Source organism: Saccharothrix sp. CB00851 (assembly GCF_001905065.1).
Lineage (GTDB): Bacteria > Actinomycetota > Actinomycetes > Mycobacteriales > Pseudonocardiaceae > Actinosynnema.
Genome location: NZ_LWLC01000013.1, coordinates 48,967 through 61,741, shown reverse-complemented (window position 1 = coordinate 61,741; position 12,775 = coordinate 48,967). Strand labels below are relative to the sequence as shown.

12 protein-coding genes are annotated in these 12,775 nt (G+C 70.3%); 6 read left to right on the top strand and 6 right to left on the bottom strand.

Annotated features, from left to right (window positions below; translation table 11 throughout):
* Positions 1-46: 46 nt before the first annotated feature.
* Positions 47-1,003 (bottom strand): zinc-binding dehydrogenase, encoded by a 957-nt coding sequence (locus A6A25_RS15515; protein ID WP_073890314.1) that lies wholly within the window; start codon positions 1,001-1,003, stop codon positions 47-49.
* 60 nt (positions 1,004-1,063) lie between these two features.
* The gene (locus tag A6A25_RS42985) at positions 1,064-1,270 is read right to left on the bottom strand and encodes a hypothetical protein (protein ID WP_143193182.1); all 207 of its coding nucleotides are present in this window, start codon (positions 1,268-1,270) and stop codon (positions 1,064-1,066) included.
* Positions 1,271-1,626: 356 nt separating this feature from the next.
* Here A6A25_RS42985 and A6A25_RS15510 point away from each other — a divergent pair, with 356 nt between their 5' ends.
* The gene (locus A6A25_RS15510; protein WP_073890572.1) at positions 1,627-2,427 is read left to right on the top strand and encodes a DUF4383 domain-containing protein; all 801 of its coding nucleotides are present in this window, start codon (positions 1,627-1,629) and stop codon (positions 2,425-2,427) included.
* Positions 2,428-2,538: 111 nt separating this feature from the next.
* On the opposite strand, the gene A6A25_RS15505 is transcribed toward A6A25_RS15510, so the two are convergent.
* Positions 2,539-3,483: an aldo/keto reductase gene (locus A6A25_RS15505; RefSeq protein ID WP_073890310.1), complete on the bottom strand. Its 945-nt coding sequence runs from the start codon at positions 3,481-3,483 to the stop codon at positions 2,539-2,541.
* A 60-nt stretch (positions 3,484-3,543) separates the two neighbouring features.
* Here A6A25_RS15505 and A6A25_RS15500 point away from each other — a divergent pair, with 60 nt between their 5' ends.
* The gene (locus A6A25_RS15500) at positions 3,544-4,200 is read left to right on the top strand and encodes a M50 family metallopeptidase (protein WP_073890306.1); all 657 of its coding nucleotides are present in this window, start codon (positions 3,544-3,546) and stop codon (positions 4,198-4,200) included.
* 462 nt (positions 4,201-4,662) lie between these two features.
* On the opposite strand, the gene rph is transcribed toward A6A25_RS15500, so the two are convergent.
* A complete protein-coding gene (rph, locus tag A6A25_RS15495; RefSeq protein WP_073890302.1) occupies positions 4,663-7,125 on the bottom strand; it encodes a rifamycin-inactivating phosphotransferase in 2,463 nt (820 codons plus the stop codon).
* 160 nt (positions 7,126-7,285) lie between these two features.
* On the opposite strand from rph, the gene A6A25_RS15490 reads away from it, so the two are divergent.
* The 3 genes from A6A25_RS15490 to A6A25_RS15480 all read left to right on the top strand — a co-directional run bounded on the left by A6A25_RS15490 (position 7,286) and on the right by A6A25_RS15480 (position 10,474).
* Complete coding sequence (locus A6A25_RS15490; RefSeq protein ID WP_073890298.1) at positions 7,286-9,070, top strand: thiamine pyrophosphate-requiring protein; 1,785 nt, start codon at positions 7,286-7,288, stop codon at positions 9,068-9,070.
* A gap of 9 nt (positions 9,071-9,079) precedes the next feature.
* Positions 9,080-10,063 carry a TIGR03557 family F420-dependent LLM class oxidoreductase gene (locus A6A25_RS15485; protein ID WP_073890294.1) on the top strand — a complete coding sequence of 328 codons (984 nt, stop codon included), beginning with the start codon at positions 9,080-9,082 and terminating at the stop codon, positions 10,061-10,063.
* A gap of 120 nt (positions 10,064-10,183) precedes the next feature.
* Positions 10,184-10,474 (top strand): WhiB family transcriptional regulator, encoded by a 291-nt coding sequence (locus A6A25_RS15480; RefSeq protein WP_053720850.1) that lies wholly within the window; start codon positions 10,184-10,186, stop codon positions 10,472-10,474.
* 192 nt (positions 10,475-10,666) lie between these two features.
* Here the strand turns inward: A6A25_RS15480 and A6A25_RS15475 are convergent, their stop codons facing one another.
* Both A6A25_RS15475 and A6A25_RS15470 read right to left on the bottom strand, forming a co-directional pair.
* A complete protein-coding gene (locus tag A6A25_RS15475; RefSeq protein ID WP_073890290.1) occupies positions 10,667-11,458 on the bottom strand; it encodes a SigB/SigF/SigG family RNA polymerase sigma factor in 792 nt (263 codons plus the stop codon).
* Positions 11,455-11,886, bottom strand: a complete 432-nt coding sequence (locus A6A25_RS15470) for an ATP-binding protein (RefSeq protein ID WP_073890569.1) — start codon at positions 11,884-11,886, stop codon at positions 11,455-11,457. The genes A6A25_RS15475 and A6A25_RS15470 overlap by 4 nt, the downstream gene beginning before the upstream one ends.
* 125 nt (positions 11,887-12,011) lie before the next feature.
* Here A6A25_RS15470 and A6A25_RS15465 point away from each other — a divergent pair, with 125 nt between their 5' ends.
* Positions 12,012-12,767: an ATP-binding protein gene (locus tag A6A25_RS15465; RefSeq protein ID WP_073890286.1), complete on the top strand. Its 756-nt coding sequence runs from the start codon at positions 12,012-12,014 to the stop codon at positions 12,765-12,767.
* Positions 12,768-12,775 lie beyond the last annotated feature (8 nt).

Genomic DNA, 12,775 nt, shown 5'->3' with positions numbered 1-12,775 from the left:
TGAGCCCCGTGCGTGGTGGTCGTCGCGCGCGGGGCTCACCCCGGGGTCAGGGCTTGAGCACGACCTTGCCCACGGTGGCGCGGCCCTCCAGCGCGGTGTGCGCCTTGGCGGCCTCGCTGAGCGGGAACGTCGTGGTCAGCGGCGTGAGGCGGCCCTCGGCGAGGACGCTCAGGGACCGCTCCTCCAGCCCGCGCAGGTTCGTGCCCTTCATCATCCGGGGTCCCACGACCACCGACGCGGTGATGCCGAGGCGGTACAGGTCGGCGGTCTCGATGCGGGTCGGTTCGCCCGCCGACCAGCCGAACAGCAGGATCCGACCGCCGACGCCGAGCAGTTCCAGTGCCTTGCGGCCCGCCTCGCCGCCGACGCCGTCGAGCACCGCGGTGACCTCGCCGATGCCCTGCTCCCAGTCCGGCCGCGTGTAGTCGGCCACCACGTCCGCGCCCAGCTGCCGGACGAGGTTCAGCTTGGCGGTGCTCGCCACGCCGACCACCTTCGCCCCGACCGCCTTCGCCTCCTGCACGAACAACGCGCCCAGCCCACCCGCGGCCGACGTCACCAGCACCACGTCGTCCGCGGTGAGCTCGGCGATGCGCAGCACGCCGATGGCGGTCCGCCCGGTGCCGATCATGGCCACGGCGGCGTCGTCGGACACGTGGTCGGGCAGCTCGTGCAGCGACGCGGCGTTCGCCACGGCCTGCTCCGCGTACCCGCCACTGGCCTGGCCCAGGTGCGCCACGACCCGCTTGCCCAGCCAGTGCGGCTCGACACCGTCACCCAACGCGGTGACGACCCCCGCGACCTCCCGGCCCGGCGTCATGGGCAGCTCGGGCAGCGGGAACGGCCCGCCGTGCTCACCGCGCCGGATCGACGTGTCGAGCAGGTGCACCCCGGCCGCGGACACCGCGATCCGCACCTGGCCGGCCCCCGGCTCCGGGTCCGGCGCCTGCGCGTAGCGCAGGTTCTCGGCCGGACCGAACTCGTGCTGAACGATGGCGTGCATCTCGTGATCCCCTCGGCAGGTGGTGTGGCCGCCACGCTAGGAGTTCGAGTTAACTGGAGGTCATGCGATCTTGACCGGTGCGGCGGTGTCGTCCGGGGCGCGCCCGGGAAGCCTGGTCCGACCAATTAGCGAAATGCCGTAATTGCTTTGACGGCGAGCCGCCTGTTCGGAGATAGTACTGGCGACACCGCAGTGGTGTTCGACGACCACAAAGGGGACCTTCGTGAACAGCAGGGAGACCGAGTGGAACGGCTCCGCGACGCGCACGTCCGGTGACCGCGTCCAGCGCTCCTGACCTGCCCGTACGGCAATAAGTTGATACGCCGGGTAATATTGGAAAATCGTATCGGCCTATTGGCTGTGGTGATCGGCGCGCATTCGGCGCGGTAAGGCGGCCCGACCTTCATGGGGTGGGTCGGGACGGATAAACCCCGGCACGACGGGGTGGGTGACTCCTGTCAGGAAACGGGGGACGGGATCGTGCGCCCGTCCCCTGACCCCATTCGGCCGGAGGAACCGGCTCCGGTCGGTGCCGGGCCTGTTTGCGGTTCGAACCGGACGGGTAGTCGGTGGGCGTCCGGAGCCCGGTCAGACGGGCTCGTGGTCCTCAGTTGGAGGGCGAGATGACCCACCACTCGACCGTCGGTCGCGTCAAGGTCGCGGGCCTGCAACCCGCCCAGGTGCTGGCAGGCCTGGTCGGTCTGGTCTTCCTCGCGTTGGGTGTGCTGGGCTTCGTGCGCACCGGGTTCGGCGACTTCGCGGGCGACCAGCACGCGATGCTGCTCGGGTTCGCGCTGAACCCGCTGCACAACGTGGTCCACCTGGCGTTCGGTGTGCTCGGCCTGCTCATGGCGAGCACGTCCGGCCTGGCCCGGCTGTACGGCTGGATCCTGTTCATCGCCTACGGCGCGGTGCTGCTGTGGGGCCTGGCCCTGGCCGGTGTGTTCTCCACCAACCCGGTCGCAGGCCTGGGCAACCCGCTGGCGCTCAACGTCAACGACAACTGGCTGCACCTCGGCCTGGCCGCGGTCGGCCTGCTGATCGCGGTGCTGCCCGCGCGGCGCAAGATCGTGACGGAACCCCCTGTCGACACGCGGACCGGCGAGCAGCCGGTCACGCCGGCCGCTCCGGTGGCCGGTGCTCCGGTGGCCGGCACGAGGGAGCCGATCGCGGACCGGTACGACCAGGACCGGTACGACCAGGGTCGGTACGACCAGGGCCGTCACCAGCGGGAACCCAGCATTCGTGATCCCAAGGCCGATCCGGTGACGCAGGAGATGCCGACGCAGCGCGTCGACGATTCGCGGCACGGCGCGCACCCCGACGAGCGGATCGAGTCCATGGACCCGACCGTGAACCCGCGGCCGGTCCAGCCGGTCGACCCGGCCATCGCGGAGCAGCACAAGTCGCGGTTCAGCCGGTGACGCACCGACGAGAACAGGCACACTGACAACAGGCACACTGACACTTCGGAGAGCGGTGCACGGTCCCTGATGGGGCCGTGCACCGCCGTGTGTTCGGGGATCGAGTCCGGTTCAGGCCGCCGAGTCCAGGCGGTCCACCTGGTCGTCGTCCAGCTTCAGCTCCAGCGCACCCAAGGTCTCGTCCAGCTGCGCCACCGAAGTGGCGCCCACCAGCGGGATGATGTCCTGGCGCAGGAGCCAGGCCAGGACGACCTGGTTGACCGTCGCGCCGAGTTCCGCGGCCACCTCGTGCAGCACCTCCAGCCGCCGGGTGGTGCCGGGGTGGTCGTACTCCTCGCCCAGCGGCTTGTCCCGGTACCGGCCCGAGAGCAGTGCCGAGTACGCCACCAGCGTGACGTCACCCTCCGTCGCCGCGTAGTCGAGCAGCTCGTCGGTCATGTGCACGTGACCGCCCTCGGGCAGCTTCACGCCCGGCCGCGGCCGCAGGTAGCTGTACCGCTGCTGCACGGCGGTGTAGAGCGGCCACCCGTTGGCCCGGGACACGGCCCGTGCGCGCTCGAACCGCCACGTGGCGTGGTTGCTCGCGCCGATCTCCCGCACCTTGCCCGCCTCCACGAGGGACGCGAACCCGCCGAGCGTGTCCTCCAACGTCACGCTGCGGTCCTCGATGTGGCTGTAGTACAGGTCGATGTGCTCGACCCTCAGCCGCTTCAGGCTTGCTGCGGCAGCGCTGCGGACCGTGTCGCCGGCGAGCCCTTCGGCGTTCTCCAGGCCGGTGCCCGGGGTCAGCGGACGGGCACCCATCTTGGTGGCCACCACCACCTCGTCGCGGTTGCCCCGCGCGGCCAGCCAGCGGCCGACCGCCTGCTCGCTCTCGTCGCCCGTGCCACCGTCCCAGAACACGTAGTTGTTCGCGGTGTCCAGGAACGTGCCGCCCGCCTCGGCGAAGCGGTCCATGATCGCGAAGGAGGTCCGGTCGTCCACCCACTTGCCGAACGGCAGCGTGCCCAGAGCCAGGGCGCTGACCTCAAGTGAACCGATGCGCTGTCGTTTCATGGCGGCCAGCCTGGGTGCTGGAGCGCACTCCAGGTCAAGTCCCTGGCATGCTGGGCGGCGATGTCGACTCTGACGAAATGGGCTCCCGCCGTGCTGGCGCTGGTCCTGGTGGCCAGTCCGGGCGTGTGGCGGTACAGCAGGCACGTCATCACCATCGCGCACGAGGCCGGGCACGCCCTCGTCGCGCTGCTCACCGGCAGGCGGCTGGAGGGCATCAAGCTGAACTCGGACACGTCCGGGGTCACGGTGTCGCGTGGACGGCCCACCGGGTTGGCCGTGGTGCTCATGTACTTCGCCGGGTACGTGACGCCGTCGTTGCTCGGGTTGGGCGCGGCGGCGCTGGTTCTGGCGGAGCAGGTCCGGCCGTTGTTGTGGGCGACGGTGGTGTTGCTGGTCGGGATGCTGATCATGATCCGCAACGTGTTCGGCGTGGTGTCGGTGGTGTTGACGGGTGCGGTCATGTTCACGGTGTCCTGGTATGCGACGGCCGAGTGGCAGGCGGCGTTCGCGTTGTTCGTGACGTGGTTCTTGCTGTTGGGTGGTGTGCGGCCCGTGGGTGAGTTGCAGCGGCGGCGGATGCGGGGGTTGGCGCGGCAGTCGGATGCCGATCAGTTGGCCCGGATTACGCGGGTGCCGGGGTTGGTGTGGGTGTTGTTGTTCGCTGGGGTGACGGTGGGGACGTTGGTGGTGGGTGGGCGTTTGTTGCTGCCGTTGTGAGGGCTTGGTGGTTGAGTTCGGGCTCGGTGGTTGGGCCGGGCTCGGTGGTTGGGGCCGGGCTTGGTGGTTGGGGCCGGCTCGATTTGACATGGGCCCCTTACGGGCACTCCAGGCAGGCCAAAGCCGGGCAGGCCTGGCGGATAAAGCGCCCGCCAAGCCTGCCCGGCTTCGACCAGCCTAAAGCACCCGAACACCATGTAAAATCGGGCCTCTGCGGGTTGGCTGCGGGTCCGTTGTGGTCGCGTTTGTGGGCTTTTGCGGGTTGGCTGCGGGTCCGTTGTGCCGTCTTTGTGGGCTTCTGCGGGTTGGGTTGGGGGTCCGTTGTGGCCGTGTTTGCGAACCTCTGCGGGTTGGTTGCGGGGTCGCATCTCTCACGTTGGCCGGAGAAAACGGCCGGCCTCCCGGCGGTGGGCGGCGTGGGCGGTTGGGTTGTGGGTGTGGGTTGTGGGTTGTCGGTTTTTGTCAGGTGAGGAGTTCGAGGTAGCCGTCGGTGCCGTTGAGGCGGATGCGTTGGCCGTCCTGGATCAGTTGGGTGGCGCGTTCGACGCCGACGATGGCGGGGAGTCCGTATTCGCGGGCGATGACGGCGCCGTGGGTCATCTGGCCGCCGACCTCGGTGACCAGGCCCGCGATGGCGACGAAGAGGGGCGACCAGCTCGGGTCGGTGTGGGCGGTGACGAGGATGTCGCCCGGTTCCAGGTCGGCGTCGGCCAGGTCGAGGATGACGCGGGCTCGGCCTTCGACGGTGCCGACGGAGACCGGGAGGCCGATGAGGGCGCCGGTGGGCAGGTTGTCGCGTCGGTAGCTTCCGGTGATGGCTTCGCCGTCCGAGGTGAGTACTCGGGGTGGGGTGAGGGCTTGGTGTGACTTGAAGGCTTCCTTGCGGTTCCGGATGAGGTCGTGGTCGGCTCGGTTGGTGCGGACGAGGTCTTGGAGTTCGGGCAGGGTCAGGTAGAAGATGTCTTCCCGGTCGGTGAGAACGTCGGCTCGCACGAGGCGGTCGGCTTCGGTGAGCAGGGCCTGCTTGTAGGTGGAGTAGCGGTTGATGAGGAAGTACTTCGGGTACTCGCGGTAGCCGGTGAAGGTGCGGACGCGGGCGATCTGCCGCTCGGTCTCCTCGGCTTTCCGGTCGCCGTCGGGCAGGGCGCGCAAGCCGGCCAGGGTTTCCTGTTCCTTTTTCTGTGCTTCGAGCAGTCCTTGGTCGAAGCGGTGTTGGGCGGAGCCGGGGGCGAAGGTCTTGATGTTGGTCAGGATCATCGGCAGGAGGGTGGTGGGGCGTTCGCGCCAGCGCGGCCTGGTGATGTCGATTTCGCCGATGCAGCGCATGCCGTACTTGTCGAGGTAGGCCACGATCGCGTCGCGGGCCTGTTGTCCGCCCGGGAGCGCGGGCAGGCGGTTGAGGAAGTCGTCGTCCTCGACGTCTTGCAGGAAGGCGACGACCTCCGGGTGCGGGCGGATGGCGTCGGCGACGTCGAGGAGTTCCAGGCCCATCTCCGACGTGACGTTGTGCGGCACGGACTGGGTGAGCGTGTCGGCCGCGTTCTTCTCGCCCAGCCACTCCAGCAGGTGCTCGTTGAGCCACCACGCGCTCTGCATCCCCGCCATGATCGCCTCGTAACTCTGCGGGTCGAACAGGAATCGGCGCAGTTCATCGAGGTCCGCGACGATGAAGTCGAGCAGCTCCGGCCCGGTCTTGCCTTCGATGTCGCGCTTGGCGGTGGTGTTGGAGGCTTCGCCGCGCGCGATCAGCTCGGTGACGATGGTCGGGTCGGTCTCGATGGTGGTCGGTGCGGCGCCGGGGATCGGCCTGACGGGTCCGTCGTCGGATGGGGGTGGGAGGAAGCCGTCGCGTTCGACCACGGTTTGCAGCGCGTCCCCGATCAGAGGGTCGGACTTGGCCAGGACGCCGATGAGGTCGTTGCGGCCCCGGGGTGACGCGAGCACCTGCGTGACGTCGACGAACAGCCTGCCTCCCGCCTCGACCCTGGGCATCGGGGCCGTCATGCCCCACAAGGACAGCCCGAGGGGCCTCATGGCGTCGGTCATCATCTGCTGGTGGCCGACGGAGACGTAGACGTGGTTCTCCTGGTCGGCGGCATCGGGGACGGGGAACAGCGTCGTGATCGGCCGGCTCTGGACGAGGTGGAAGTCGTCGTCGACCAGGCACCACTCGATGTCCTGGGGGCGGCCGAAGTGGGCTTCGACCCGTCGGCCGAGCCGCACGAGCCGGAGCACTTGGGCGTCGGTCAGCGCCGGCTCCTCGGTGGCGAGGGTCTTGGCGACGACCTCGTCGTCCCGCACCTTGAAGGAGTCCGGGGTCACCAGGCCGGAGACCAGGGCCTCGCCGAGGCCGAAGGTGGCCTCGACGGTGGCGACCTTCCGGTTGGACGTGACGGGATCGGCGGTGAACAGGACGCCGGCGGCCCGGGGGAAGACCATCTGCTGCACGACGACGGCCATGTGGACCTGGTCGTGGTCGAAGCCGTGGTGCTCCCGGTAGGCGATGGCCCGTTCGGTGAACAGCGAGGCCCAGCACCGGCTGACGTGGCGGAGGATCGCTTCCGCGCCGACGACGTTCAGGTAGCTGTCCTGCTGGCCCGCGAAGGAGGCGCCCGGCAGGTCTTCCGCCGTCGCGCTCGACCGGACCGCGTAGGCGGCTCGCGCGTCGAGCCGGGAGAGGGCGGCGGTGATTTCCTCCGCGATGTCGTCGGGGATTCCGATGTCCTCGATGGTCCGGCGGATTTCCGGGCCGATCGACTTCGCGTCGCCGACGACGCGGCGGAAGGCGTCCGTGGTCACGCAGAACCCAGGGGGCACGCGGACGCCTTCGATCCGCGTGAGCTCGCCCAGGTGCGCGCCCTTGCCGCCGACGACAGCGACCTCCGTTCGGTCGACCTCGTGGAGACCGAGCACGTAGCGGCTCATTCCTTCACCCTTCTCATCCGCCCGTGGTGGGCTGCGGCCGGAGATTCTGCGGTACGGGCGGGGTCTTGCCGCAAGACCCCCGGTGCGCTATATGTTGAAGTGGGACAAGTGTCGTAGGTGTCCGGTCGGGTATCCCGTTCCTTTCGAGAGAGGGACGGCCATGACCGACACTGTCGCCGACTTCGTGCTTCGCCGGCTGCGTGACTGGGGTGTCGAGCACGTCTTCGCCTATCCGGGTGACGGCATCAACGGGCTGGTGGCCGCTTTCGGGCGCAGTGACGACCGCCCTCGGTTCATCCAGTCGCGGCACGAGGAGATGTCCGCCCTGCAGGCCGTGGGCTACGCGAAGTTCAGCGGGCGGGTCGGGGTGTGCCTGGCGACGTCCGGGCCCGGGGCGATCCACCTGCTGAACGGGCTGTACGACGCCAAGCTCGACCACGTGCCGGTGGTCGCGATCGTGGGGCAGACGGCGCGCACCGCGATCGGAGGCAGCTACCAGCAGGAAGTGGACCTGCACGCGTTGTTCAAGGACGTGGCGTCCGAGTACCTGGTGGACGTGGTGGTGCCCGAGCAGCTGCCCAACGCGCTGGACCGGGCGATCCGCACGGCCGAGGCGCAGCGGGCGCCCACGGCGGTGATCATCCCGGCGGACGTGCAGGAGCTGGACTACTCGCCGCCCGAACAGGCGTTCAAGCACGTGCCGTCGAGCGCGCCCAGCCGGGCGTGGGCCACGGCCGTGCCGTCGGAGGACGACGTGGAGCGCGCGGTGGAGGTGTTGAACGCCGGGGAGCGCGTCGCGGTGCTGGTGGGGCAGGGTGCGCGTGGTGCGGCCGACGAGGTGCGCCAAGTGGCCGACGTGCTGGGAGCGGGCGTGGCGAAGGCGTTGCTGGGCAAGGACGTCCTGCCCGACGACGAGCCGTGGGTGACCGGGTCGATCGGGTTGTTGGGCACCCGGCCGAGCTACGAGTTGATGCGGGACTGCGACACGTTGCTGATCGTCGGTTCGAGCTTCCCGTACTCGCAGTTCCTGCCGGAGTTCGGTGCGGCACGGGCCGTCCAGGTCGATGTGGACGGTCGGTTCATCGGCATGCGGTACCCGACCGAGGTCAACCTCGTGGGTGACGCGGGGGCCACGTTGCGGGCGATGGTGCCGTTGTTGCGGCGCAAGGAAGACCGGTCGTGGCGGGAGACGGTCGAGCACAACGTGGTGCAGTGGTGGGAGACGTTGCGCCGACAGTCCTTTGTGGATGCCGATCCGGTGAACCCGATGCGGATCACGTGGGAGCTGTCGCCGCGGCTGCCCGAGGACGCGATCGTGACCGCGGACTCGGGTTCGGCGGCCAACTGGTACGCGCGGTTGGTGAAGCTGCGCGGGCGGATGCGCGGGTCGCTGTCGGGGACGTTGGCGACGATGGGCGCGGGCGTGCCCTACGCGATCGGGGCGAAGTTCGCCCACCCGGAACGGCCCGCGGTGGCGTTGGTCGGTGACGGCGCCATGCAGATGAACGGGCTGGCGGAGCTGATCACCATCGCCCGCTACTGGGAGGAGTGGGCGGACCCGCGCTGCGTGGTGTGCGTGGTGCACAACAACGACCTCAACCAGGTGACGTGGGAGCTGCGGGCGATGGGCGGCGCCCCCAAGTTCGAACAGTCGCAGGTGCTGCCGGACGTGGGCTACGCGGCGTTCGCGCGATCGGTCGGGCTCGACGGCATCGACGTGGACGACCCCGACGACCTGGGCGCGGCGTGGGACCGGGCGCTGTCGGCGTCACGGCCCGTCGTGCTGGACGTGCGGTGCGACCCGAACACGCCGCCGATCCCGCCGCACACGACGTTCGAGCAGACCAAGGCCACCGCCGAGGCGATGCTGAAGGGCGACCCGGACGCGTGGGACGTGGTCAGGCAGGGCGTGCGGACCAAGGTTCAGGAGTTCCTGCGCGGGTAACCGACGGCCATGGTCAGCATCGGTTACTTCCTCTCCAGCGAGGAGCACGGACCGCGCGAGCTGGTGCGGCAGGCGCGGTGGGCCGAACAGGCCGGGTTCGAGCGCCTGTGGATCTCCGATCACTACCACCCGTGGAACCGCGAGCAGGGCAACAGCCCGTTCGTGTGGTCCGTCATCGGGGCGCTGTCGGAGGTCACGTCGTTGCCCATCACGACCGCGGTCACCTGTCCGACGGTACGGATTCACCCGGCCGTGGTGGCGCAGGCCGCCGCGACGGCCGCCGTCCAGTGCCGGGGCGGGTTCACCCTCGGCGTGGGCACCGGCGAGGCGTTGAACGAGCACATCTTCGGCGACCCGTGGCCGTCCGCGCCGGAACGGCTGGAGATGCTGGAGGAGGCCGTCGAGGTGATGCGGGCGCTGTGGACCGGCGAGGAGGTCAGCCACCGCGGCGAGCACTACACCGTCGAGAACGCCCGCCTCTACACGGTCCCACCGTCACCCGTTCCGGTATACGTGTCGGCCTTCGGGCCGAAGGCGGCGGAGGTCGCCGGGCGGATCGGCGACGGTCTGTGCTCCACGATGCCGGACGCGTCGCTCCTGGCCCGGTTCCGCTCCGCCGGCGGTGCCGGCAAGCCGACCCAGGCCGGGTTCAAGGTGTGCCACGCGCCGTCCGCCGAAGAGGGCGCCCGGACCGCGCACCGGCTGTGGGCGAACGAGCAGCTGCCCGGCGAACTGGCCCAGGTGCTGCCGACGCCCCGGCACTTCGAGCAGGCGTCGACGCTGGTCACCGAGGAGATGGTGGCCTCGGCGCTGCCCGTCGGCCCCGACCCGCGCCCGTACGTGGACCGGGTCCGCGAGTACGCCGACGCGGGCTACGACGAGGTGTACGTGAGCCAGGTCGGGCCCGAACAGGAGCAGTTCTTCACGTTCTGGGCCGAGTCGGTGGCGCCCGCGCTGGGCGGCGCCCTCACCTCCTCCGGGGCCTCGCGCTGACCCGCCCGCCGAATCCACCCGGCTGGTTGTCAATCCGATGAGGCGCACGACGTTTGCCCCCCGGGGACCAGCGGGTAAGCCGTGATCAAGCACCTGTGACACCGCAAGGGGGTTCACCCGATGACCAGCACCGCGCGCTTGCCCAAGCCCGTGACCGACGTCTGGGACTGGCAGAAGGAAGGGCTGTGCCGAGGCCGTGACAGCGCGGTCTTCTTCCACCCGGACAACGAGCGCGGCTCCGCCCGAGCCGCCCGAGAGGACAAGGCGAAGCAGCTCTGCGCCCGCTGCCCGGTGGTCGACCCGTGCCGGGAGCACGCGCTGGCCGTCCAGGAGCCCTACGGCGTCTGGGGTGGCATGGGCGAGGACGAGCGTCGCCGCATCATCGCCAACCGGCGCCGCTCCGCCGCCTGACCGGTCACCCGACCCGTGCCGCCTCCCAAGGGTTGCCGCCGGTCCCATGAACGCACGAAGGCCGCCCGCAGGCCCCACGAACGCCCGCAGGCCCCACGAACGCCCGCAGGCCCCACGAACGCCCGCAGGCCCCACGAACGCAGCGAGGCCGCCTGACACCGTGGTCAGGCGGCCTCAGTGCCGTGGTCCGTCCTATTCGGTCAGCCCCTCGCGCAACTGCCGCAGCGTCTTGGCCAGCAGCCGCGACACGTGCATCTGCGAGATGCCGACCTTCTGCGCGATCTGGGTCTGCGTCATGTTCCCGAAGAACCGCATCACCACGATCTTGCGCTCCCGCTCCGGCAGCTTCTCCAGCAGCGGGTGCAGCGCCTCCCGCTGCTCGATCGCCTCCAGCTCCGGGTCCTCCTCGCCGAGCGTGCTGCCCAGCGAGATGGAGCTGTCGTCGGCCACCAGCAGGTCGTCCAGCGACGCGCTGTGGTAGGCGTTGCCCGCCGCCAGCCCCTCGTGGATCTCCTCGCGGCTCAACCCGAGGTGCTGCGCCAGCTCACTGGGCGTGGGCGCCCGGCCCAGCTCCTGCGACAGCCGCGCCGACCCCGCGTTGATCGCCAGGTGCAGCTCCTTGAGCCGCCGCGGCATGCGCACCGACCAGCTCGAGTCCCGGAAGTACTTGCGGACCTCGCCCATGATCGTCGGCACCGCGAACGACAGGAAGTCGCTACCGCGCTCCGGGTCGAACCGGTCCACCGCGTTGATCAGCCCGACCGTGGCCACCTGCACCAGGTCGTCGTGCGGCTCGCCGCGGTGCCCGAACCGCCGGGCGATGTGCTTGGCCACCGGCAGGTGCTCGGTCACCAGCTCGTCGCGCAGCCGCTCCCGCTCCGGGTCGTCCTTCGCGGTCGCGGCGAGCCGCACGAACAGCGGCGCCAGGTGGTCGTAGTCACCCTGGGTGCCGGACCGTGTCGTGCCCCCGTCCGACCCCGTCACGCATCCACCGTCCCCAACGACCGCTTGACCAGGTCGATGTGCACCTCGAACGCGTCCGCCTGCGGCGCGACCCACGTCGTGACCGAGTCGACCAGCGCGCTCAGCACCCGCCAGCCGAAGCTGTCCCGGTCCGGTGGCGCCGACCGCTGCGACCCCACCTTGGTGAACACCTGCACCGAACCGTCCACCACCACGAACTGGGCGCTGAGCACGGCTCCTTGGTCGGCCAGGGAGATGAGGGTCGAGCACGCCTCGTCCACCGCCAGTTTCAGGTCCTCGATGGAATCAAGGTCGAAGTCCTGCCTCATGGCGATGTCCGCCGCCACGGCTCGGACGATCGACAGCTGCGTGGGGTCGGCCGCCATCCGCAACTCGACCCCGGCCAGGGCGTTATCCGACTCACCGCTTCGCGGCTCAGTGTGCGACACGCTCACCTCGTCGTCCGTTCTGTCTCGTTGTGCTGCTGAAGCTATCGGTACCCGAATTGATCGTCGCTCACACGTGTAGCCGACGCGCGGGCTGGGAAGACTGACTGGTGCGACGGGGAGGCCCATTGACCGATCAACTCGCGGACCACCACTGGGGAGCGGAGTTCCCGGCACAGGCCGGGCAACTCTCGGCGGTCCGTGCTCGGCTCGACGCCTGGTTGGCCGCCGAAGGACTGGCCGAGGACGACCGGTACGACCTGCTGGTCGCGGTGAACGAGGCAGCCAGCAACGCCGTCGAGCACGCGTACAGACCCGGTGAGCACGGCCTGGTGCACATCGACGCCCACGCCCGGCCCGACGGCAGCGTGCGCGTCGTCGTCGCCGACCGCGGCGGCTGGCGCGTGCCGCCGCCCACCCTGACCGCCCGCGGCCGCGGGCTGCTGCTGATGCGGGAGAACGTCGACGAGGTGCAGGTCGACCGAGGCGCGGGCGGCACCACCGTCACGCTGGTCCTCGCGCCCAAGCACGCGTCTCGCGACTCCCAGCCCGCCGCACCACCGCCGGCCGACCCCGTGGACGTCACCGCGCGGGACGGCTGGGTCGAGGTCGTCGTGCGCGGCGACGTGCCGGCGCAGGCCGCGCCCGCCGTCCGCCGCCGCATCCTCACCGCCGCCCGCGGCGGAACCGTGCCGGTGGTGGTGGACCTGCGCGCCCTCGGCGAGCGCAACGACGGCTTGATCCGCAGCCTGCGCGCGGTCGCGGAGGCCGCCGCCGCGGCGGGCAACCGGGTCGTCGTGCGGGCACCCGAACAGGGTCACGCCCGCCGCGCACTGGTCGCGGCGGGCGTGGACCAAGTCGTCGACCTGGTGCCGCACGTCTAGCCCCGGCT